This window comes from Hoeflea sp. CAU 1731, from assembly GCF_039888615.1.
Classification (GTDB): domain Bacteria; phylum Pseudomonadota; class Alphaproteobacteria; order Rhizobiales; family Rhizobiaceae; genus Flavimaribacter.
In genome coordinates, this window is record NZ_JBDQQS010000001.1 from 79443 (window position 1) to 100019 (window position 20577).

Here is a 20577-nt window from a genome sequence, read left to right on the forward strand (position 1 = left end):
GCTCATGACCATGCTGAAAATACGAAATCTCAAAGGCGGATATGGCGGCCGGCTGATCGTCGACGGCGTCGATCTGGATGTCGCGGCGGGCGAGATCGTGACCGTTATTGGACAGAACGGCGCTGGCAAGTCGACCATCCTCAAGAGCATTTTCAACCTGACGCCCGTGCGCGAGGGCGAGGTGTTGCTGGACGGCAAGGACATCTTCAAGGTCAGCCCGTACAGGATGCTGGTGACCGGCCTTGCCTACATTCCCCAGCACCACAGCATCTTTCCGAAGCTGACGATCACCGAAAACCTGCGCATGGGCGGCTATCTGCTGGATGACGCCAAGTTGCTGCAGGAGCGCATCGTCAAGGTCTGCGAGATGTTTCCGATCCTCAGGGAACGCCGGGACGAATTCGCCGCCAGTCTCTCCGGCGGCGAGCAGCGCATGCTCGAGATCGCCCGAACCCTGATCATGGACCCCAAGGTGGTAATGCTCGACGAACCGTCCATTGGCCTCGCGCCAAAGATGGTCGATCTGGTGTTTTCCACCGCCCGTCGGCTGGCAGAAGACGGCAAGGGCATCCTGATGGTGGAGCAGAACGTCAAGAAGGCGCTCCTGGCTTCCGATCGCGGTTATGTGCTGGAACTCGGCCAGGTCCGCATCCAGGACCAGGCGCAGGCGCTGATCGCCGACGAAAGGGTCTCGCGCCTTTACATGGGCGTGCGCGGCTAGGCGCGGCCGCCGCGCCGCCTCACTTGCGAAACTGTCTTTCGTCAACCGTCAGCGACAGCACTTCCGGGCGAGAGTAATGACCTGACGTGTCGGCTAGCACCTTGGCGCTGCGAATGGCTTCGAGGTCGATTTCGGCGATCACGAGCTTTTCCTCCAGACCGGTGTGCGGTTCGGCGACATATTCGCCGGTCGGGCCGATGATCGCCGACCATCCGCCGCCGACGCCGAGAACGGATTGCGGACCCATGGCCGCTTCGATCGCGTCCACATTCTGCTGCGTGACCGGGTTCTGGGCGACGATGACGAAACATTGGCCGGTGATGGCGTGAGACCGCATAAGCGCCTCGACGCGCATGTCGTAGATCGCGTTGCGGGCGTCACGGTTGCTTGCGAAGGTCGGCCAGCTCGCGCAGTGGATCTGCATGTCCTGATCGATCAGCGCCTGGCGGGCGAGGTTGAGCATGTGCTCGTAGCAGATCAGGGCGCCGACCCGCCCGGCCGCCATGTGATGGACTTTCAATGTCGCGCCGTCGCCCTGCGACCAGATCATCCGTTCCGCATAGGTCGGCTGGAGCTTTCGATGCTTGCCCAGGAATTCCCCGTCCTGGCCGATGAACGCCTGGGTGTTGTACATCGTGCCTCCGGCCCGCTCGCTGAGGCCGAGCACGACGGCGACGCCCGCTTCTGAAGCCGCATCGCAAAGCGGCTTGAGTTCGTCGCCCGACAGGTCCACCGACTGATCCGCGTAACCGACATAGATGCCGTGCTGGTCCGCCGGCGCATAGAGATTGATCCAGTAGGGAAATCCGGGAACGAAGGTTTCAGGAAAGCACAGCAGTTCGACGCCCGAGCGTCCCGCCTCGCGCACCAGGTCGCAGGCCTTGGCGAGCGACGCCCGCTTGTCGAGCATAATCGAAGAGGCGTGGGCGGCCGCAACCACGTGTTTTGCCATGTCGGTCTGTCTCCTGATGATCCGTTCTGTCGGGGCTTTGCCAAATAATGATGTATTGATATAACAATAATAGAATTCTGAACAGGATTCGGATTAGACATGATAAGTCTGTGCCCGCGAGAAGGGAGTTGCGGGCGGCGCCGGTCCAATGGTGTGGGAGGAGCCCTGATCCCGGACAGGCAAATTGGCGGGCGCAGGCACTTGCCATCATTGTACTTAAAAAGCATAACAATATAACAATATTTGTGGAGAGGCCCGTGCGCAGAGAATCGGTATCGAACGACACAGTCACGCCACTGCACCACCAGGTCTACGTCGTCCTGCGTCAGCAGATCGAGGAGGGGCAGTTTGCAGACGACAAGCAAATTCCCTCAGAACATGAGTTGTCGCAGATCTTCAGCGTGTCCCGGATCACGATCCGGCGCGCGATGGATCGGCTGAAACAGGAAGGCTTCGTCAGCCGCGCGCGCGGGAAGGGCACCTTTGCCCGCCTGCCGCAGGCCCCGCAGGCCATTTCGGCGAACCTCAAGGGAATTTTTGAAAATCTGATGGCGATGGGTCTGAGGACCCGCGTCAAGCTGATTGAGTTCGGCTATGTTCCCGCGCCTCCGGCGATTGCGGAAAAGCTAAAGATCGAGCCGGGCGCCACCGTTCAGCGCGCCGTGCGGGTGCGTTTTCATGAAAACATACCGTTCTCGCATCTGACCACCTATCTGCCGGAGGAAATCGGACGTCACTGCGACGAGCGCGAGCTTTCGGAGACGCCGCTTCTGCTCCTGATGGAGCGGGCGGGCGTCAAGGTTTCGGCTGCCGACCAGTCTGTCTCGGCAAAGCTCGCGGATCCGATGGTGGCGCCGTTGCTGGAAATCGAGGCGGGTTATCCGCTCCTCTGGGTCAAGCGCACGGTGGTCGACCAGAACGATCGTCCCGTTGAATATCTGAACGCGCTGTATCGGCCGGATATCTACGAATACCACATGTCCATGTCGCGGGTTGAGGGAGAGAACGCCGCGCTGTGGAGCCCTGACATGACCAGAAGCTGACATCTCCCGATGACGACAATCAAAAAGCCGATCGTGACCGATGACCTGTTCTTCGCCAATCCCGAGGATCTTGCAAAGGCGCGCGACGCGGTGTTCTCCGCGACACTGGACCGGGTTTTCGAGCACCACCCGCACTACAGCAGGCTCTATCGCGAAAAGGGCATCGCCCGGTCGGATATCTCCGGCATCGAAGACATCGGACGTCTGCCCGTAACCGGCAAGGCCGACTTTGTCAGCCGCCCGGAAGACTTCACGCTGAAACTCCCGGATACGTTCGACGCGACCGAACGCATCGTCTGGGATGTAATGTACACGACTGGGTCGACCGGCGACCCGACGCAGTTCGTCTCGACCTCCTACGATTTCGTCAACATACTGGCGGTGAACCGCAACATGCTGCGCCTGCGCGGGGTGACGGCCGAAGACGTGATCCTCAACCTGTTTCCCCTGACGAGCCATCCGCACGGGGCTTTCGCGCGGGCGATGAATGCGGCAGCCTCTTTCAGTATTCCGGTCGTTGCGGCCATGCCGGGCGCGCCGAGCCCGCGTCATCCGCAGCTTGGCAACCGGATGGATGAAGTCTGCGCGCTCGCCGGACGGTCGGGCGCGACCATCCTCTGGGGCGTGCCGTCCTACATGCGCAAGATGCTTGGCCGCGCGGAAGAACTGGGCGTGCGTTTACCCTCGGTGCGGCTGGTTTTCGTGACAGGTGAAGGTTTTGGCGAGGAAGCCCGTCGCGATCTGGTCGATCGCCTGAAACGGCTTGGCGCGCGGGATCCGAAGATCAGCGTGTCCTACGGCGCGACCGAGATGCAGGGCGGCATGGTCGAATGCACGCCGGGATCGGGCTATCTCAATCCCGCGCCGCTCCAGTTCTATTTCGAGGCCGTCGATCCCGAAACACACGAACCGGTCCCTGATGGCGAAGAGGGGCTGATCCTTCTGACCCATCTCGACCGGCGAGGTTCGACCGTTCTGCGCTACGCGCTGGGCGATACGGCGCGGCTGACGCGCACGATATGCCCGCATTGCGGCGCGCTGACCGAGCGCCTTGTCAGCATACCCGTCCGGCGCGACGGCTTCGTCAAGATCAAGGGCATGCTCGTCAATCCGCAGGCGCTCGTCGATGCGCTGGCTGCGGAGGGTGGCATCGCCGATTTCCAGGCCTTCGTGGACAAGGAAGACGAAGCCGACGTGCTTTCGATGGATCGCCTGCGCATCCGTTTCCGCCCGAGCAGTGGCGGCGAAGACATCGGTCGCCGCGCCGCTGAAAAGGTCAAGGCCACGATCGGTGTGATGCCGGTCATGGAGCCGGTCGGCGCCAACGAAGCGGTTCTCGCCGGCGGCGGCTGGAAAGCCAAGCCGATCATCGATTTGAGAAAGAAGGCGCAGTAGAAAGATTGCGCAACGCTGCAGCGGCACTTGAACTGTCGCGAGCTCGTCCTGTAACAGATTGCGACTGGCGTGGATTGCCCGCGCTGACAATGCAGGATGAACGCTACCGTGCCGACAAGAAAGGTGCGAACGAACGAACTCACGCGCGGAACGACGGCTGCGGACCGGGTCGCAGACGTTCTGCTTGCCTTTTCTTCCAGCGATGATGGTCTCGGCGTCAGCGCGCTCGCGCGCCAATTGGGTCTGAGCAAGGCGGTCGTGCACCGAATCCTGCAGTCCCTGGTTGCAAAGGGGCTGTTGCGGCATTCATCGGACAGGGGCGTCTACGACCTTGGACCTGCGGCCGCAATTCTGGGCGCGCGCAGCCTCTCGCGCCTGGACATTCGCGACGTGGCGCGACCCGAACTTGTCCGGCTTCGCGACGCCACGCGCGAAACCACCACCCTGTCGCTGCTCGACAATGATCGTCGAGCCTATGTCGAGCAGTTCGTGTCTCCCCGGGAAATCAAGATGACGGTCGATATCGGGCGCAGCTACCCGCTGCACGCTGGCGCGTCCAGCCTCGTCATCCTTGCAAACCTCGCAGAGGCGGATCGCGACCGCATTCTGGACGGTCAACTGCCGGGTCTGACAAAACAAACTGTCACAGATCGCCAACAATTGCTGGAGAGGCTGCAGGCAATTCGCGGGCAGGGCTATGCGGCTTCCCGCGGCGAACGCCAGTCCGGCGCTGCTTCGGTCGCAGCGCCGATATTCTCGTCCGCCGGCGTGGTTGTGGGCGCAATCAGCCTGTGCGGGCCGGAGTTCCGGTTCGACGACGCTGCGATCGCCCGCTTCATCCCGATGGTCCTCGACGTTGCGAGGAAGATCAACGCCGGTTCCGACGGAGCTGTGCGAACCTGACGGTCAACCCAGGTTCATCACGCGCATGGCGTTCAATCCCAGCAGATTATCCATCGCCTCTTTTGAAATCGGCAGCGCCTTGGCTTCCTCGAACGAGGCCTTGATGTCCTGAATGGGCCAGTCCGACCCCCAGATGATCTTTTCGAGGCCGTCGAGGTTCCGGCGGCCGCCGCCATTCAGATATTCGATCAGCTCCGGCTCCCAGGTCGACGGCTTGTGCGCGTCGGCGACCATGTAGACGTTTTCGTAGTTGCGGCACATCATGATCATTTCGTTGGCCCAGGGCGAGCCGATATGAATGCCGAGGATGGTCAGCTTCGGGAAGTCGTAGGCGACCGGGTCCAGCCAGCTCGGTTTCGCGGCGATCATTGCGTGGTTGCGCGGCGTGGGCGATCCGACCTGCAACATGATGGGCGCACCGAGCTCCTCGCATTTCGCATAGAGCGGCCAGTAGCGGCGATCATCGATACGGATGCCCCACCAGTGCGGATAGACATGGGCGCCGCGAAAGCCGAGTTCGCGGATTGCGTAATCCAGATAGCGGACGTTCTCGTTGATCGGCAGCGTCGGATTGAGGCCGACATAGCCGAACAGGCGGTCCGGCGCCTTCTGCAGTTGCGGATAGACCTCATCGGCGTGAATGGCGTCCACTTCGCCGCCCACGCCGGAGGCGGCGATGCTTGATATCAGCACCGCCTTGTCGATGCCCGCATCGTCCAGCACGGGAAGCAGGGCTTCGGCCGTCATCGGGCGTTCGGCCCGTTCGCGGGCGGCGCGTCGCAGCTCCGACTGGTAGAAGGGCAGTTTCGTTTTGCCCCGGTAATTGACTGATGCGTCGACGACTGTCGCCATGGTGAATATCCTTTGAGCTTGAGTCCGATCGGAGCTTTCGTTCCGTTCAACGGAACAAATATTCGAGATCCATCAATGAAAGATCCGCAATCGATCTTTGTCCACGAAGTGCAGGTAGTAAAGCCGCAAAAACCATTGCTGAATAAATTAAGTGTTGTCGGAAACGCGCCCGGCGCAGGCTTGCTTGTCGGGGGTGCTCACGATACGCTTCCACCATCAGTTTAGATGTTTCGCTGAAAGAAACGCCGGCTGAAGGTGATGAAGATTGGTTCGAACGAGGTGGATATGACGGGCAACGGAAAACTCATCGGCGCAGCCGCCCCTTACGGGCTGGACACGCTCTCCAGCTACCGCATGGTGGAGGAGAAATATATCGGCCGGGTCATCTATCTGACCTTCAAAACCGAGACCGATCTCTCGCCGTGGATTCCTGCGCCCCTCAAAGCGGTCGATCCGCATTCGGCGTTCCTGAAACTCTATTACCTCACCAGAAATCCGGTCGGCGAGGAAGCGCGCGGCATCGGCTATTCCGCCTATCATGAAGTCTGCCTGACGGTCGGCGTCACCTATCCGGGGGACCCCGCGGAGCGGCATTACAATATCGGCATGTGGCTCGACCGCGACTGGGCAATCTACAAGGCGCGCGAGGTGCTCGGCTGGCCGAAGAAGATGGCGGATATCGATCTTGTCTGGCCCATCGTTCCCGAAGAAGGCTCGAAATTCTCCGATGTCGGCACGCGCAAGACCTTCGGCGCCAGGATCAGTCGCTACGGCAGCCCGATCATCGAGATGGAAGGCGCGCTCAGAGATGACATCGCACCGTCGAAGGTGCCCCCATTCCAGGGGTTTTATTCCGTGCGCCACATCGTTGCGCCGGACGGCGATCCGAAGAACAGGATTCGTCAGTTGCTCCGCATCGACACCCACAGCGGCTGGGCCTCCGAACCGGCGTTTGCGGAAGCCAGTCTGAAATTCGGATCATGCGGCGACGAAAATCTCGCCGTTCTCGGCGACGCAAAGGTCACGGGATGTTCGCTGCGGGAAACCGGCTGGGTCCTGCCTGCCTTCCCGGCGACGATCATCGAGGAAGATATGGATTTCGAACCCCTTGTAGGGTGACGTTCCGATCAATCTCTAATGTAGCTTTTGGAGATCACCTTACCGTTGATCTCGTTGAAATTGACGAAGAGATTCGACCCGTCGAATCCGTTGCTGTAGCCGATGTAGAACTCGTCTCCATCCTTGTTGTAGCGGAAACGGTAACCAAACCAACCGGACGATTTATCGTCGCGACTTTCGGCGAATTCATCGAGCGCTGCGATCACCTGTTCGCGATCCATGCCGACGTCGATGCTCTCGGAAAGCTGCTCTATGGGGTTCATGTAGAGAAGTTGTATTATGAGGACTACACTCAAGAAGCCTGCCGCTAGGATCGCAACGATCGCTCCAGCAACAAGAACCAACCGTTGCAAAATTCTGATCACGAAGACGACTCCGGTTGTGCTTCTTCCGTCATGGCCGGACTGTCCGGAATATGGTCGCGTGAATCGCCGACCGCGCCCGACAAAATGACCAGCAGGGCGAGCAGGCCGACGAGCGGCGGCAGATACCAGCTGGCAAGAAGCCGGGTCGCGACGAAGCGGCCGCCCAGGATCGGCAGTTCATAAACCATGACCCGGTGAAGGCCGAGGATCGACCAGGAGGTCAGAAGCGCCACCATCTGAGCCTCGCCGGCGCCGCCCTGCCACACCAGCAACGCCAGCGGAAACGACACGAAGGGCCCGCCGGGAAGAAGCGCGCCGATCGCAGTCGCAGTCGCCATTCCGATCAGTCCGGTGTCGCGACCGAGAAGCTCCGCAATCAAGGAACTTGGTAGCAGCGCGCCAAGAAGCCCGGCGGCGATCACCGCGACCGGCAGCCGGATCAGCAGCGGTCTGATCTGCCGTCCCGAAGCGCGAAAGACCTCGGGGATTTTCCCAGGCGAACGTTGCGCAAGCACGGCGAGCAACACCAGCGAAAACGCCGCCAGTATGTAAAAGCCGAGACTCATCTAACCGATATCCGGTCGTATCGAGGGAAAGCGGCGCACCAGCCACCGTGCGGCGAAGCCGGCGATGATAGGAGCGGGCAAGCTGCAGAAGAAGCGCAACATCGAGAAATCAAAGCCCATGAAGGGCGCTTCCCAGACAAGCAGGCGGTTCAGCCCGATTGTCGCCCAGGCCAGCAGAAACGCGATCATGCAGCCGATATCCGCGCCGGCCGCAATGAAGGCGAGCGCCAGCGGAAAAGAAGCGAAGGGACCGCCGGGCATGATCGCGCCGATGATCGTCGCCCCGATCAGGCCCTTCAGGCCGGAGTTCTGGCCAAGCCATTTGCCGACCGTGTCTTTCGGGACCATGACGCTGACAAGGGATGCGAGAAACAGGCCGACGGCGATTTGCGGCAGCAGCCCGATTGCGAGGAAAACGGAGTCGGTCAGCGACTCGACGACCACGTCCGATCCGCGCTGTGTCGTCAGCGCAAGGGCTGCAATGAGGCCAAGCGCTGCAAAGAAGATCGTCATCTTGTCGAAGAGGCCGCCCTGTTTGCCTTTATTGCCGTCATCTTCCGGCGGGTCTGCGTTGTTTTCGGCGGGCGTGGGCGGTTGGGACGTATCTTCAGCCTGCTTGTTCATGCCGTGAAGGGATCTCCGAATGACATGTGGTCACGTGATGTCGAAGACCCTTATGCGACTGTCGGCGGCAATATGCAAATCAATGCAAGAGGAAGCATTTAATATATTAAGCAATACTTCCGTCTCGAGATTCCGACGCACATTGAGATACTCCTTGAGATCGGTCACCCGATGCGCTCACTGCGATTTTTCCGCGGCCTGGCCTGCAGCAGTTCTGTCGCGGTGATCCCGCAACAGCGAATAGACGACGCCGCCGGCGAGAATCGAAAGCGTGATGCACAGGGAAATCCAGGCCGGAATCGATTCAAGCCCCAGAAGGCTGGATACGAGCACCTTTGCGCCGATGAAAACGAGAATCAGCGCAAGAGCTTGAGACAGATATCTGAATCGCTGAAGCAGCGGCGCGAGGGCGAAGTACAATGCGCGCAGGCCCAGGATCGCGAAGATGTTCGAGGTATAGACGACATAGGGATCCGTGGTGATCGCAAAGATGGCGGGTATCGAATCGACGGCGAATATGACGTCCGCCGTTTCCACCATGACCAGCGCCAGGATCAGCGGCGTGAGGTGATATTTCAGCTTTCCGCCGGCGTCCGGCAGGCGCACCACGAGTTTGCCGTCATGCAGCGCCTCTGTCACTCGAAAATGACGATAAACCCAGCGAATCAGGATGTTCGATCCCGGATCGTATTGCTTTTCGCCGGAAATCATCAGCCGCAATCCGGTGAAAACCAGGAACAGGGCAAAAACGTCGAGCAGCCACTCGAACCGCGTCACGGCCGCTGCGCCGGCCCCGATCATGATGCCGCGCAACACGATCACGCCGGCGATGCCGTAGATCAGCAGCTTGTGCTGATAGGGACGCGGGATAGCAAAATATCCGAAGATCATCGCGATCACGAAGATGTTGTCCATGGCGAGGCTTTTTTCGACCACGAACCCCGTCAGATAATCGAATGCCGCGTCGCGTCCGAGCGCATAGCCGATCCAGAGCGAAAATCCGATCCCGATCGATATGTAGAATGCCGACAGATAGAGGCTTTCGCGAAATCCGATGTCCCGCCGCCGGCGGTTGATGACGCCGAGATCAAGACCCAGCAGTACAAGAACGAGCACGAGAAACGACAGCCACATCCACAAGGGGTAGCCGAACGCGTCGACAAGCATGAGACCCACTTCAAGTCACCTCCATTGAGGCAGCTCTTTGAGCGGTATTGTTGTGTCAAAGCCGTGGGAGCTGGCCGGAGACGACGGTTGCGCTCCGACGCAGGATCAGATGGGATGAGCATTGAGCGTGCGCAAGGGAGGCCCCGGTCTATATTTTATTCGACCCTCCGTCTTGGGAGACGGAGGGCTTGCCCATGCGAAATGTTACCGGGCGCTCGCCACCTCGTATTCCGAGGAATCGAGCGAGCCGTCAGCATTCGTGTCGGCCGCTTTGAATCTGGCTTCGTCCATTTGCATTCCGGACGCCGCTTCGTCCATGGATATGGTCCCGTTGCTGTCGGCGTCGACTGATGCGAAACCGGCGCCGTTGTTGCATCCGGCTGCCGCAACGATGCCAATGAGGGCGCACGCCACGACGTATCTGTTCATGATAGTCTCCTGTTGGTGAATGCTTCGGCGCGTCGCCGAAGCACCAGGATTTCCGGAGCGCACGATGGCGGAACTGTGGCGGAAAGCGCCTGTCACGTCGGCAGTCGGATGCAAATTGGGTTACAGCCGATAACGATTGCTGAACGCAGGATCTGTGCGAAACATAATTTTCTACTCGGACCGGTTCGGCCACCAATCGGCCGCAATCGAGGCGATGATTCCGGGCCTTGCTGCGGCAATCACGCCGCACATGTCCGGAGTTTCGTCCAATGCATTCCCGTCTCGCGGGTTTGTTGCGTCTGCCTCCCTTGCGTTCAGCCGAAAACCGTATCGTAGACACAAGCCGCATGATTGGCGTGGTCGCAGCCACGCTCTTGTTGCTTGCGGAGATCACCGGGGTTTCGTTCGCATTCGTCTGGGCGGTTTCCAACTACCTCTACCTGTCGCACGACATCAAGATGGCGCTCTACGCCCTGACGCTTGCGGGGGTGTTGTGGTCGTCCGCCTATGTCTGGATCGTTGTCTTCAATTTGGAGACGTCCCCGGACGAGTGACTGGTTAAACAGCGCCCGCCTTTCTGAGATCCTTGCGCTCCTTGAGGAGATCCAGAGAGAGAACAAGCGCCGCCAGGCAGGGGATCGTGGCGCCCAGCGCAAGCACGAGAAGCGTGCCGCGCGCACCGTAGCCTTCGATCAGAAATGCTCCGAGCATGGGCGCCGCTGCGGCGGCGATCAACATGGGCGTCGCCAGACGTCCCATGATGCGCGGATAGTCGCGCGGGCCGAACAGGGAGAGCGGCAGCGAGCCGCGGGCGATCGACCACAGGCCGTTGCCGGCGCCGTAAGCGACGAGAGCGGCGGCGGCGGGCAGTTGGAAATAGAGGCCAATGAAGCCGACAAGACTGAGCGCCGTCGACGCGATCATCGTCCAGATCGCGTGATGGCGTCCGCGCCCCATCATTTCCAGGATCCGGGCGCCCACCTGCGCTGGGCCGATCAGCGTGCCGAGACCGACGGCCGCCGCCAGCGCATATCCTTCCGCCGTCAGGATGGTGATGAGGTGGATGGACCAGATCGAGGACAGCACTGCAAGAACCGTCCCCGCCAGCGCAATGCACCAGAACCTCAGATCGAAACGGCCAATGATGTCGCGCGATCCGCCGTTGGCGGAATGATCTTGGCCCGTAGCCGTGCTGACGCCGCGCGGCAGGGCGAACCAGCACAACGGCAGCGTCACGGTCAGGTGCAAAAGCGCATAGGCGAAACAGGCCATGCGCCAGCCCACGGCCTCCACAAGAAAGGCGGAGATCGGCCAGCAGACGGTGCTCGCGAATCCGCCCCAAAGGGTCAAGACGGTAATCGCCGAGCGCGCGCCGCTCCCATAATGACGCCCCAACGTCGAAAAGGCGGCGTCATAGAGGCTTGCCGACATGCCGAGGCCGAGCAGCGCCCAGGCGAACAGATAGACGGGAAAGCTCTCGGCCAGACCGAGAACCGTCAGCCCCGCTGAAATCATTACCATGCCGGCCACCAGCACTTGCCGGCCGCCACGGGCCTGGATGATCCGGCCAACGCGGCTTGCTGCAAGGCCAGAAACAAGCAGTCCGAGCGAAATACCGGATGTGATTGCGCCGGGGCTCCAGCCGAAATCCGCGCTCATCGGCCCGGCGAGCACCGCCATCAGATAAAAGGTGCTGCCCCAGGCAAAAATCTCGACAATGCCGAGAGCGGATATCGTCCGTTGGCGTTCGGACAGGATCATGAGTCGGCGGTTTCCTTGACGGTGTTGGCAGAGCCGCATCCGCAACCGGAAAGGCCTTCCGCTTTTGCCTCTTCGTCGGCGACGCAGCAAGCGGTTTCGTCATGTTTCGGCGCTCCGCCGCAACAACCGGCGGTTTCGCTATCGGCCAAGGGCAGGGGGGAGGTGTTGCACACGCCAGTTTCGGGAAGTTCGAGATGCACCTCGCGCGCGGCGTCATGCTCGCCCGCCAGTTCGCAGACGATCGACCGGACCTGCTCATAGCCGGTTGTCATCAGGAAGGTCGGCGCGCGGCCATAGCTTTTTGCGCCGGCGATGTAGAAATCCTGTTCCGGATGCGCCAGTTCAACCACGCCATGCGGCCTCACGGTTCCACATGAGTGCTGGTTCGGATCGATCAGCGGCGCAAGCTGTGGAGGGGCTTCCACCGCCGGATCCAGCGACACGCGAAGCTCTGCGAGCGGCGTCAGATCCGGACGGAAGCCGGTGGCCACGATAATGCGGTCCACGGCAAAGCGCACGCTGTCGCCGTCTTCCACCCCGTCGATCTGCAATGAGCCGTCCTCGGACGCTATGCGGTGCACGCTAAAAGGGGAGTGCAACGTCACGGCGCCGGAGCGGATGGCTTCGACCGCGCGCAGGCCGAGACGACCCCGGCCGGGCAGCGCGTCATTCAGTCCGCCGCCAAGAAGCCGTCCGATCCCGCCGGAGCGGGTCGCCCAGGTGATGCGGGTTTCCGGCGCGTTGTCTTTCAGGTCGATGAGATCGAGCGCCGCGTTGATGGCCGAATGGCCAGAGCCGATCACCAGCGTGTGCAGGCCCTCATAAGCGCCACGCGCGTCGCCGGCAATGTCGGGTATGCCATAGACGATGCGGTCGCCGTTCTCGATCTCGCCTTCAACGGGCAATCCGTCGCGGCCGATCGGATTTGGCTTCACCCAGGTGCCCGAAGCATCGATAACGGCGCGCGCCTGTGCACGCCGCAGGACGCCGTCCGCGTCTCGCCACACGATTGTGAAGGGGGCTTCGTCGCGCCGCTCCGAATCGAGCTTGGAATGGCCCTCGCGGCTGATTGCGATCACCTCCGCGTTCAGTCGCAGATGCGGCGCTATGGCGGGATGGCCGGCAAGTGGCGCCAGATAATCACGGATAATCTCGCCGCCGGTCGGCAGGTAGTCCGGGTCGGGCAGTTGCCAGCCGTCGCCCTCGAGAAGCGTCCGGGCGGCGGCGTCGACATTGTATTTCCAGGGTGAGAAGACGCGCACATGCGCCCATTCGGCTATCGTCGCGCCGGCCTGCGCGCCGCGTTCGAAAATAAGCGGCTCGATATCATGCGCAACCAGATGCGCAGCGGCTGCGAGCCCCACCGGGCCGGCGCCGACGATCGCCACGGGAAGAGTGCTTGTCGAGGTCATGTCTAATCCTTCCATATTTCCGGAAATTTCGAAATAAAAATCAAATTTTAGGTCGCCGCTTCCGTCCGCCGAACCATCTTGGCGGCGGGCGGAAGGCAGTTGCCTTCATCGGCGCAGCATTCATTGACCAGAAAGCCGAGCAGGGCATCCATCGCGGTGTACTCGGCATGGCAGATCAGACTTGTGCCGGCGCGTTCCTGCCGCACAAGCCCCATGTCGATCAGCCGCTTGAGATGATGCGACAGCGTCGAGCCCGGCATGTCCATGCGCTCCTGAAGCTGTCCAACGGCCAACCCCGCATGACCTGCCCGAACCAAAGTCCGGTAGATCGTGAGACGCGACGGGTTGCCGAGCGCTTCGAGCTGGCGTGATGCTATTTCGATGTTCATGGAAATAGAAATGCTACTGAGTTGTCGATATGTCAAGCCCTATTTCGAAGATTATCGAAATAGGGCGACTCAATCACACGACAGATCGAACGTGAACGTAATCGTCTGACCGTCGATCACGCCGTCGAAAACACCGCTCGCGCCTTTGAACGCGCCGGTTCCACCGCTCACTGGTCCGCGGAAGCTGCTGAGGCTCGGGTGGCCGGTTTCTCCCGCCGTCTTCGTTCCTCCGCCGACGGCGTTGGAGTAGATTTCTCCGTCTTCGAACATGAAGATCCATTGGATGGAGGTCAGTGGCGCGGCTCCGGCAACGCTGTTCATGAGAAGCAGTGTCCAATGGGTTTCGCCAACGGGGTTGCCGTCGGCGTTCAGCAATTGCCGCGCGCCGATGCGGTAGTCGCCGACCCCCGGTCCGTCATTGTTGACGTCAACGAATTCGACAGCCCGCTTGCTGCCGTCGCTCACCACGTCGAAGGATTCGCAGGCCATGCCGGCTGCGAGGCTTCCCACGGTCGTCCCGGCCAACATCGTCATTGTTATCAACAGTGTCGAAGCGGATTTCGAGCGTCCGTGTGTCATGGCGTTTCTCCGGCGTTTCAATCCTGCGCGCCTTTGAAATACCCCGGTCGCGCCAACCGTACAACCGGGCGTTACAGGCAGGGCAGAGCGCCTGGCGTCGTCACGTGTTGGATTGACGTCCGTTCAGCTGCAATATCCGCCAGTTCAGAGCCGTCGCAAATCCTACCCAGGCGAGATAGGGCAGGAAGAGCAGCGCCGCCCAAGTGGACGCCGGCGCGGCCGCGATGATGAAGGCCACGATCATCGCGAGCAATAGCAGGATGTCGTAAAGCGCCAGACGAATGGCCTTGCGGCCGAAGAAGAACCACGACCAGACGCCGTTCAGCACCAACTGAATGACCCAGAACCACAACGCGGCGCTTGCGCCCTCCGCGCGCCAGACCAGCCAGCCTGCGATCGCGATCATGATGTAGAGAATAGTCCAGGCGACCGGGAAAACCCGGTTGGGCGGTGTCCAGGTCGGCTTTTTCAGCGCTTCGTAGTGCTTGCCGGGGCGGAAGAAGACGCCGCCGGAAGCGGCAAGCGCCACGAGAATCAGGAATAAGACGAGCGCCATTTCAGAATTTCAGCCCTTCTTGGAAGTACTGGAAGCACATGTACTGGATAAACATACCAACGCGCAATTCAACGTTGGGTTCCGATCCGCTCATAGGGCCTTGCCAATTCTTGATAACCGCGACAGCTCCCAATTTCTCAGCAATCCAGATAAAGAAGCGAACAATTGCGAGTATTGGATTCGGTGAACTCGACCACGGTCAATTCGATAGTGGTTTGCAGTTTTCGATGCTGTCCACAATTACCGAATAGTTTCATCTTACTTTTAACTCGATTGTCCTTTTGTATATATGTGAACGTAAGTGGGGGCCATTACGCTTGGATATTCGAGGCGACAAGAACGGACGCATAAGAAGTTTCGTGCGAGAGAGGCGGTTCGACTTCTATGTCTGGCGCGGCTCCATGATCCGTCGCTTCGGCGCCCCGGAAGAGGTGGTGTCGATCACCGGCACCGTCGGCAAGACATCCGCGACAAACATGATCTACGCCATTCTCGCCAAACGCGGCAAGGTACATCTCGGCGTTGACGCCAACGCGCCGCGTCCGGTTTCCCAGAGGCTGGCGCGCCTTCCCTGGCGCTGCAAGTACTGGGTGCAGGAGGCCAGCGGCTCCTATCCGGGGCAACTCGCGAAGGCGAACAAATTCATGCGCGCGACGGTTTCGGTCGTCACCACCGTCACCGGCGATCACATCAAGGCTTTCAAGGATCTCGACGACGTCGCCGTGGAAAAGGGGTCCATCGCATCCCGATTGCCGAAGAAGGGGCTGGCTGTCCTGAACGCGGATGATCCCCGCGTGCTTGCCATCCGCGATCGCTGCCGTTGCAGGGTCGTTACCTACGGTCAGTCGGAAGAAGCCGATATCCGGATACTGGACTGGTCGGACGGTCTGCCGGACACCCTGCGCCTGACCGTGACTGACGGAAAAGAAACCCGCGAGATCAGGACGCAATTGGCCGGCAACCGATGGCTCGTAAGTATTGCCGCTGCGATCGCGACAACCAGAAGTCTGGGCGTGCCGTTCGCCGAAATATGCGAAACGCTGGAAGGCTTCGAGCCGTATCTATACCGGGACAGCATTCACCACCTTCCGGACGGCTCCTATTTCGTTCTCGACTGCTTCAAGAACGCCATCACCAGTTTCGAAAGCAGCATGGAGGTGGTTCGCGACAGCCGGTCTCCCCGCAAGATCGTGATTGTCGGAACGCTATCCGGCTATCGCGGCGCAGCCAGCAGCAAATATCGCAATGTAGCGCGGAGGGCGTTGGAAGTGGCCGACATCGTTTGTTTTTATGGCAAGCAATCCAAACTTGTTCGCAAGGTCGTTGAGGAATCCGACGGGCGGCTGCGCATGTTCGATGATGTCGTTCGGCTCAATCGCTTCATTGAAGAGACAAGGCGGCCAAACGACCTCATTTATGTCAAGTCGACAAAGGCCGACCATCTGGAGAGGCTTTGGCACGATCGGGAAGAGCCGATCAGTTGTTGGGTCGAATATTGCGGACGGGAAACCATTTGCCATTATTGCGACAAGTTGCGTGGCGATCGTGTGTTGGGTAGGGGCCTTGAGCACTCCACGCCAGCCGATGCCGAAGATCGGAGCAGCGCGGCTTGAGCGGTGGTATGCGGATGGACGGCGACCGGCTACTGCGTTTTCCGTTCAATTGGTTGATATTATAAATTGAAGTGAATGGAAGTTGTGTTGTTGAATGGCTTAATGGCGGCGGGCAAATATCGGATCAGAATCCTGTCGGTTTGCCCTGTGCAGTGTATGTAAAGTGGCGAAACACCCCGATAAAATGTTGAATTGGCCCATTCACGTCATCAATCTTGACCGTTCGGTTGACCGCAGGGACGCGATCGAACAGGAGATGCTGCGGCTCGGTTTCCCGTTCAGGCGGTTTTCGGCGATTGACGGCGCGGAGCTGGATCGCACCCGGGTGAATGAGCAGCCGGTCCAGCCCGAACACGCAATCATCAAGAAACCGCTCACGCGCGCCGAGATCGCCTGCTATCTCTCCCATATCGCGGTCTGGAAGGAGATCGCGCAGGGCGATCACCCTGCCGCCTTTGTTTTCGAGGATGATGCGACTTTCGAGAAAGACGCCGCCGCCGTCTTGCAAGAGATCGCTCGCCGCACGCCGGACTGGGACATTTTGAAACTTTATTCCGACAAGACGAAGAATCTCTTCGACAGGGAGTTTCTTGGATACGGATATTACTATGGCGTGGCGCGAATCTTGCCCATGTCGACCATCGGCTATGCGATCACGAAACCGGCGGCCGCCTATATGGCGGAACGGGCTTGCCGCATCTCTCTGCCGGTCGATATGGATTTGAAGCAGTGGTGGAACCACGAGGCCTGCGTCAAGATCGTGCAGCCGTCCCTTTGCCAGCCGTCGGAGGTGCTGCAGACCTCAAGCGAAATCAACCAGGACCGAGAACATCTCTGGGCTGGCGGCGACATAAGCCGTTTCATAAGAAATATACGTTACCAGTGCGCCACCAAGTGGGCGGTTTTCCGGCACAGCCACATGCAGCGCCGGCGAGCAACCTGGCCGGTGGCTTCGCTCGCTACGGGCGAGCGGGAAACAGACGGGACCTAAAGGCGTTGACGGTTCCCGAGACGCAACTCGTCGATTCCTGGCGACCGTGGTGCCGCGAGGGAAAGTATGCGCTGGTGGACTATCCTGATTATCTGAACCCCGGCGACTGCGCGATATGGCTCGGCGCCTGCGAAATCCTCCGCCGGATTTACGGTCGCCAGCCCGACTATGCGTCCACGCTGCGTGGTTTCGACGCCGATCGCTGCGTCAGGGCGGTTGGCGACGGCTCGGTTTTCTTTCTGGGCGGGGGCAATCTCGGCGCGCTCTACGCCAAGCACAACCGGATGCGGCTCGTGGCGATCCGCGCGATACCCGGATGTCGCGTCGTGCTGCTGCCGCAAAGCAACACCGGGCTCGACCGCGAGGGCGATCCGCTCGCTGCAGAAATCCTTCAGACGCTGCAGTCCCATCCGGACCTCACACTGCTAGCCCGGGACGCCGCGAGCCAGCGTCTGTTCGGGCGGTTGATGAACAGGGACATCGGCCTCTGCCCCGATCCGGCGAGCCTGTGTCTGCCCGAGCCTTCGAATGAGGGGAAGGGCGTCGCCTGCCTTTTGCGCTCGGACGGGGAGGCGGCTCTGGAACGCGCCGAGGGAGATGGTCTGGACGCCTGGGACTGGCCGGATCTGCCCGCGCTCAGGTTCTGGAATCGGGCGGGCAAACTCGTCAACGCCTTTCCCGAACGGCATATGCGCTGGCGCATCAGACAATTTACGGCCCGGCAAAAGGTGGACGCAGCGCTTCGAAATCTGGTGGACAAGCAAACCATAGTCACGGACCGGCTGCACGGCGCGCTTTTCGCGGAAGCCCTCGGCAAGCGGGTGATCGCCATCGACAACGCAACGGCCAAGATCTCGGCCTATTGCGAGACCTGGCGGGACTATTATCCCCGCATAGCGCTTGCGAACTCGCTTTCCGAAGCGCGCGATCTTGCCGGATTACCGGGGTAGGAATCAGGCTTCTACCGCCACGTCGAGCGCAAGTTCCGCCAGTTCGTGCAGCGAGCTCTGTCGCGCTACGGGGTCGATCTCCTCGCGCGTGATCAGGCAATCGGAGACGGCGCATATTGCAAGCGCCCGCGCGCCGAACCGGGCGGCGAGCGTGTATAGCGTCGACGCCTCCATCTCGACGGCCAGAACATTGTGTTCGGCAAGCTTGCGATAGGTTTCCGCCGGATTGTCGTGATAGAAGACGTCGCCCGACACCAATCCGCCGACATGGTGTTTGAGGCTTCGATCCTCCGCCTTTTCAACGGCGCTGCGCAGAAGGCCGAAATCGGCGAATGGCGCATAGGTGTAGGGCGCGAACACGGATACGTTCATGGCGCTGTCGGTCGAGGCGGCTGCGCCGAGTACGATGTCGCGAACCTTGACCTTCGTGGTCAGTCCTCCGCTGGTGCCGACCCTTATCAGCGTTTTCACGTCATAGACAGTGACCAGTTCATGCACATAGATGGCAGTCGACGGCTGCCCCATACCTGTTGCCTGCACGCTCACGGGCTTGCCCTTCCATGAGCCGGTGAAACCCAGACAATTGCGGACGGAATTGACGAGCCGCGGCGCTTCCAGAAAGGTTTCGGCGATCCATTTGGCGCGCAAGGGGTCGCCGGGAAGCAACACCGCTTCCGCGTAATCGCCGCTGTTTGCTTCGTTGTGTGGTGTCATTTGCTGGCTCTCATTTCGTGGAAACACACTGCAGACCTGATTATCACAGCTCCCCGCAATTGTGATTACCGCCATTGCCGCTCTTGCAATTCAACACTGCGACATGATAGAACAAAAAAGGAACATTGTGATTTCCCTGCTTGGAAATTTCGTGTTTCAGACGGTTGAGAAGGCGTATTTATTCAAAACGGACGAATCCCGAAACAAAGCCAGATCGGATAAAAGCCGAATTCCCGAAACAAAGCCAGAAATTATAAAACCAATAAAAACAATGGATTATTTGGAGTTAAGGCATTCCAGGCTGGTGTCCGTTGGGCGTATCCTATCGAAAATGCAAAGCCGAGACGCCATATCGGATGTCAACCTGGAGACGAGGTAGGAGCATGACCCGACAGACAGTGCATAATCCCGACAATGAACGGCATTACATGCAACTCGATGGTCTGTCGCAGACGGTGCGGATCGTGCTGGACGGTTTGCTGGTCGCCGAATCCAGGAAGCCGCTTCGGCTTCTGGAAGTGGGCAAGGGGCTCTATCCGCCGCAATATTACATTCCGGAATCCGACATCGTAGTCTCACTCGTGAAAACGGAGAAGTCGACCCATTGTCCGCTGAAGGGCGACGCCACCTATTTCTCCGTTGTCGACGGCGCCGGGCATGTATTGGCCGAGAATCTGGGCTGGTCCTATGCCGATCCGTTCGATTTCGCCGGCATGCTGGCTGGCCGTATCGCCTTTGACCCGAAACGCGTCAGTATCACAATCGAGGCGGAGTAATTCGAAAGAACGGGGATGGTGCATGAGATCGTTCGATGAATTGTATAAAATGGCGGCGGATCGCAAGGGCGGTCCGGAATCCTTTGAAGCGACCCTGACGACGCCGAAGACGCCTGAGGAACTGGCCGCCATACCGGACGACCGCTGGCTTTCCACGATGAGCAAATGCATCTTTCAGGCCGGTTTCAACTGGAAAGTCGTCGAAAACAAGTGGCCCGCCTTCGAGGAAGTGTTCCACGGTTTCGACGTGGCCCGCGCCGCGTTCATGACGGACGAGGACATCGAGGCGCTGCTCTCCGACAAGCGCGTCATCCGCAACGGCGCCAAGATCGCCGCAATCCGCGACAATGCGCAGTTCCTCGCCGATCTGGCGAAACAACACGGATCGGCCGCCCGGTTCTTCGCTGAATGGCCGGACGAGGACTATGTCGGTCTGCTGGACGTGCTGAAGCAGCGCGGAACGCGTCTGAGCGGTAACACCGGCATGTATCTCCTGCGCTTCATGGGACGCGACAGTTTCATCCTGTCGCAAGACGTGGTGGCGGCGCTGGTGAGGGAGGGGGTGGTCGACAAGGCCGCGACCTCGAAGCGGGACCGTTTGAAGGCGCAAGAGGCGTTCAATCAGTGGCGCGAAGAGTCCGGTCGGCCCTTTTCCCATATCAGCCGCGTGCTCGCCTGTACGGTGGGCGATTGAGCAGCG

24 protein-coding genes are annotated in these 20577 nt (G+C 60.1%); 11 read left to right on the forward strand and 13 right to left on the reverse strand.

Annotated features, from left to right (window positions below; all coding sequences use genetic code 11):
- Window positions 1-4 precede the first annotated feature (4 nt).
- Entirely contained in the window at window positions 5-721 is a 717-nt protein-coding gene (locus tag AAFN47_RS00405) for an ABC transporter ATP-binding protein (RefSeq protein WP_499807178.1), read from the forward strand.
- Between the two features lie 19 nt (window positions 722-740).
- On the opposite strand, the gene AAFN47_RS00410 is transcribed toward AAFN47_RS00405, so the two are convergent.
- Window positions 741-1673, reverse strand: a complete 933-nt coding sequence (locus tag AAFN47_RS00410) for a carbon-nitrogen hydrolase family protein (protein ID WP_499807180.1) — start codon at window positions 1671-1673, stop codon at window positions 741-743.
- Between the two features lie 257 nt (window positions 1674-1930).
- Here AAFN47_RS00410 and AAFN47_RS00415 point away from each other — a divergent pair, with 257 nt between their 5' ends.
- The 3 genes from AAFN47_RS00415 to AAFN47_RS00425 all read left to right on the forward strand — a co-directional run bounded on the left by AAFN47_RS00415 (window position 1931) and on the right by AAFN47_RS00425 (window position 5014).
- Window positions 1931-2716, forward strand: coding sequence for a GntR family transcriptional regulator (locus AAFN47_RS00415; protein WP_499807181.1), 786 nt, complete (start codon window positions 1931-1933; stop codon window positions 2714-2716).
- Between the two features lie 9 nt (window positions 2717-2725).
- Window positions 2726-4111, forward strand: coding sequence for a phenylacetate--CoA ligase family protein (locus tag AAFN47_RS00420; protein WP_499807182.1), 1386 nt, complete (start codon window positions 2726-2728; stop codon window positions 4109-4111).
- A 108-nt stretch (window positions 4112-4219) separates the two neighbouring features.
- On the forward strand, window positions 4220-5014 hold the full coding sequence (locus AAFN47_RS00425; RefSeq protein WP_499807183.1) for an IclR family transcriptional regulator: 795 nt from the start codon (window positions 4220-4222) through the stop codon (window positions 5012-5014).
- A 3-nt stretch (window positions 5015-5017) separates the two neighbouring features.
- On the opposite strand, the gene AAFN47_RS00430 is transcribed toward AAFN47_RS00425, so the two are convergent.
- Entirely contained in the window at window positions 5018-5866 is an 849-nt protein-coding gene (locus tag AAFN47_RS00430) for an amidohydrolase family protein (RefSeq protein ID WP_499807185.1), read from the reverse strand.
- 258 nt (window positions 5867-6124) lie between these two features.
- Between AAFN47_RS00430 and AAFN47_RS00435 the strand changes: the two genes are divergently transcribed.
- On the forward strand, window positions 6125-6985 hold the full coding sequence (locus tag AAFN47_RS00435; protein WP_499807186.1) for an acetoacetate decarboxylase family protein: 861 nt from the start codon (window positions 6125-6127) through the stop codon (window positions 6983-6985).
- Window positions 6986-6993: 8 nt separating this feature from the next.
- Here AAFN47_RS00435 and AAFN47_RS00440 read toward each other — a convergent pair whose 3' ends face one another.
- The 5 genes from AAFN47_RS00440 to AAFN47_RS00460 form a co-directional block, all read right to left on the reverse strand.
- The gene (locus AAFN47_RS00440; RefSeq protein WP_499807187.1) at window positions 6994-7281 is read right to left on the reverse strand and encodes a hypothetical protein; all 288 of its coding nucleotides are present in this window, start codon (window positions 7279-7281) and stop codon (window positions 6994-6996) included.
- Between the two features lie 65 nt (window positions 7282-7346).
- Window positions 7347-7916 (reverse strand): hypothetical protein, encoded by a 570-nt coding sequence (locus AAFN47_RS00445; RefSeq protein WP_499807188.1) that lies wholly within the window; start codon window positions 7914-7916, stop codon window positions 7347-7349.
- Complete coding sequence (locus AAFN47_RS00450) at window positions 7917-8540, reverse strand: permease (protein ID WP_499807189.1); 624 nt, start codon at window positions 8538-8540, stop codon at window positions 7917-7919. It abuts the gene before it with no gap.
- A 177-nt stretch (window positions 8541-8717) separates the two neighbouring features.
- Complete coding sequence (locus AAFN47_RS00455; protein ID WP_499807920.1) at window positions 8718-9707, reverse strand: TerC/Alx family metal homeostasis membrane protein; 990 nt, start codon at window positions 9705-9707, stop codon at window positions 8718-8720.
- A 204-nt stretch (window positions 9708-9911) separates the two neighbouring features.
- Complete coding sequence (locus tag AAFN47_RS00460; RefSeq protein WP_499807190.1) at window positions 9912-10136, reverse strand: hypothetical protein; 225 nt, start codon at window positions 10134-10136, stop codon at window positions 9912-9914.
- 269 nt (window positions 10137-10405) lie between these two features.
- Here AAFN47_RS00460 and AAFN47_RS00465 point away from each other — a divergent pair, with 269 nt between their 5' ends.
- Window positions 10406-10690 carry a hypothetical protein gene (locus tag AAFN47_RS00465; RefSeq protein ID WP_499807191.1) on the forward strand — a complete coding sequence of 95 codons (285 nt, stop codon included), beginning with the start codon at window positions 10406-10408 and terminating at the stop codon, window positions 10688-10690.
- A gap of 4 nt (window positions 10691-10694) precedes the next feature.
- On the opposite strand, the gene AAFN47_RS00470 is transcribed toward AAFN47_RS00465, so the two are convergent.
- The 5 genes from AAFN47_RS00470 to AAFN47_RS00490 all read right to left on the reverse strand — a co-directional run bounded on the left by AAFN47_RS00470 (window position 10695) and on the right by AAFN47_RS00490 (window position 14833).
- Window positions 10695-11897: an MFS transporter gene (locus AAFN47_RS00470; protein WP_499807192.1), complete on the reverse strand. Its 1203-nt coding sequence runs from the start codon at window positions 11895-11897 to the stop codon at window positions 10695-10697.
- Entirely contained in the window at window positions 11894-13309 is a 1416-nt protein-coding gene (locus AAFN47_RS00475) for an FAD-dependent oxidoreductase (protein WP_499807193.1), read from the reverse strand. Before AAFN47_RS00475 ends, AAFN47_RS00470 begins: the two co-directional genes overlap by 4 nt.
- A gap of 47 nt (window positions 13310-13356) precedes the next feature.
- Window positions 13357-13698 (reverse strand): ArsR/SmtB family transcription factor, encoded by a 342-nt coding sequence (locus tag AAFN47_RS00480; RefSeq protein WP_499807195.1) that lies wholly within the window; start codon window positions 13696-13698, stop codon window positions 13357-13359.
- A gap of 69 nt (window positions 13699-13767) precedes the next feature.
- Entirely contained in the window at window positions 13768-14277 is a 510-nt protein-coding gene (locus tag AAFN47_RS00485; RefSeq protein WP_499807196.1) for a hypothetical protein, read from the reverse strand.
- 100 nt (window positions 14278-14377) lie between these two features.
- Entirely contained in the window at window positions 14378-14833 is a 456-nt protein-coding gene (locus tag AAFN47_RS00490) for a TspO/MBR family protein (protein ID WP_499807198.1), read from the reverse strand.
- Between the two features lie 317 nt (window positions 14834-15150).
- On the opposite strand from AAFN47_RS00490, the gene AAFN47_RS00495 reads away from it, so the two are divergent.
- The 3 genes from AAFN47_RS00495 (at window position 15151) to AAFN47_RS00505 (ending at window position 18387) form a co-directional block, all read left to right on the forward strand.
- On the forward strand, window positions 15151-16446 hold the full coding sequence (locus tag AAFN47_RS00495) for a Mur ligase family protein (RefSeq protein ID WP_499807199.1): 1296 nt from the start codon (window positions 15151-15153) through the stop codon (window positions 16444-16446).
- A gap of 184 nt (window positions 16447-16630) precedes the next feature.
- Window positions 16631-17437, forward strand: coding sequence for a glycosyltransferase family 25 protein (locus tag AAFN47_RS00500; RefSeq protein ID WP_499807200.1), 807 nt, complete (start codon window positions 16631-16633; stop codon window positions 17435-17437).
- 5 nt (window positions 17438-17442) lie between these two features.
- Entirely contained in the window at window positions 17443-18387 is a 945-nt protein-coding gene (locus tag AAFN47_RS00505) for a polysaccharide pyruvyl transferase family protein (RefSeq protein WP_499807201.1), read from the forward strand.
- A gap of 3 nt (window positions 18388-18390) precedes the next feature.
- On the opposite strand, the gene deoD is transcribed toward AAFN47_RS00505, so the two are convergent.
- Window positions 18391-19101: a purine-nucleoside phosphorylase gene (gene deoD, locus AAFN47_RS00510; protein ID WP_499807202.1), complete on the reverse strand. Its 711-nt coding sequence runs from the start codon at window positions 19099-19101 to the stop codon at window positions 18391-18393.
- Window positions 19102-19484: 383 nt separating this feature from the next.
- Between deoD and AAFN47_RS00515 the strand changes: the two genes are divergently transcribed.
- Both AAFN47_RS00515 and AAFN47_RS00520 read left to right on the forward strand, forming a co-directional pair.
- Complete coding sequence (locus AAFN47_RS00515; RefSeq protein WP_499807203.1) at window positions 19485-19877, forward strand: DUF427 domain-containing protein; 393 nt, start codon at window positions 19485-19487, stop codon at window positions 19875-19877.
- A gap of 22 nt (window positions 19878-19899) precedes the next feature.
- A complete protein-coding gene (locus tag AAFN47_RS00520; RefSeq protein ID WP_499807204.1) occupies window positions 19900-20571 on the forward strand; it encodes a DNA-3-methyladenine glycosylase I in 672 nt (223 codons plus the stop codon).
- The last annotated feature ends 6 nt before the right edge of the window (window positions 20572-20577 follow it).

Excerpts from the sequence above, each read along its gene's own strand:
- AAFN47_RS00405 (WP_499807178.1), top strand. The coding sequence starts at position 5 with ATGACCATGCTGAAAATACGAAATCTCAAAGGCGGATATGGCGGCCGG.
- AAFN47_RS00410 (WP_499807180.1), bottom strand. The coding sequence starts at position 1,673 with ATGGCAAAACACGTGGTTGCGGCCGCCCACGCCTCTTCGATTATGCTC.
- AAFN47_RS00420 (WP_499807182.1), top strand. The coding sequence starts at position 2,726 with ATGACGACAATCAAAAAGCCGATCGTGACCGATGACCTGTTCTTCGCC.
- AAFN47_RS00430 (WP_499807185.1), bottom strand. The coding sequence starts at position 5,866 with ATGGCGACAGTCGTCGACGCATCAGTCAATTACCGGGGCAAAACGAAA.
- AAFN47_RS00435 (WP_499807186.1), top strand. The coding sequence starts at position 6,125 with ATGAAGATTGGTTCGAACGAGGTGGATATGACGGGCAACGGAAAACTC.
- AAFN47_RS00445 (WP_499807188.1), bottom strand. The coding sequence starts at position 7,916 with ATGAGTCTCGGCTTTTACATACTGGCGGCGTTTTCGCTGGTGTTGCTC.
- AAFN47_RS00450 (WP_499807189.1), bottom strand. The coding sequence starts at position 8,540 with ATGAACAAGCAGGCTGAAGATACGTCCCAACCGCCCACGCCCGCCGAA.
- AAFN47_RS00455 (WP_499807920.1), bottom strand. The coding sequence starts at position 9,707 with ATGCTTGTCGACGCGTTCGGCTACCCCTTGTGGATGTGGCTGTCGTTT.
- AAFN47_RS00460 (WP_499807190.1), bottom strand. The coding sequence starts at position 10,136 with ATGAACAGATACGTCGTGGCGTGCGCCCTCATTGGCATCGTTGCGGCA.
- AAFN47_RS00465 (WP_499807191.1), top strand. The coding sequence starts at position 10,406 with ATGCATTCCCGTCTCGCGGGTTTGTTGCGTCTGCCTCCCTTGCGTTCA.
- AAFN47_RS00470 (WP_499807192.1), bottom strand. The coding sequence starts at position 11,897 with ATGATCCTGTCCGAACGCCAACGGACGATATCCGCTCTCGGCATTGTC.
- AAFN47_RS00475 (WP_499807193.1), bottom strand. The coding sequence starts at position 13,309 with ATGACCTCGACAAGCACTCTTCCCGTGGCGATCGTCGGCGCCGGCCCG.
- AAFN47_RS00480 (WP_499807195.1), bottom strand. The coding sequence starts at position 13,698 with ATGAACATCGAAATAGCATCACGCCAGCTCGAAGCGCTCGGCAACCCG.
- AAFN47_RS00485 (WP_499807196.1), bottom strand. The coding sequence starts at position 14,277 with ATGACACACGGACGCTCGAAATCCGCTTCGACACTGTTGATAACAATG.
- AAFN47_RS00490 (WP_499807198.1), bottom strand. The coding sequence starts at position 14,833 with ATGGCGCTCGTCTTATTCCTGATTCTCGTGGCGCTTGCCGCTTCCGGC.
- AAFN47_RS00500 (WP_499807200.1), top strand. The coding sequence starts at position 16,631 with ATGTTGAATTGGCCCATTCACGTCATCAATCTTGACCGTTCGGTTGAC.
- deoD (WP_499807202.1), bottom strand. The coding sequence starts at position 19,101 with ATGACACCACACAACGAAGCAAACAGCGGCGATTACGCGGAAGCGGTG.
- AAFN47_RS00515 (WP_499807203.1), top strand. The coding sequence starts at position 19,485 with ATGACCCGACAGACAGTGCATAATCCCGACAATGAACGGCATTACATG.
- AAFN47_RS00520 (WP_499807204.1), top strand. The coding sequence starts at position 19,900 with ATGAGATCGTTCGATGAATTGTATAAAATGGCGGCGGATCGCAAGGGC.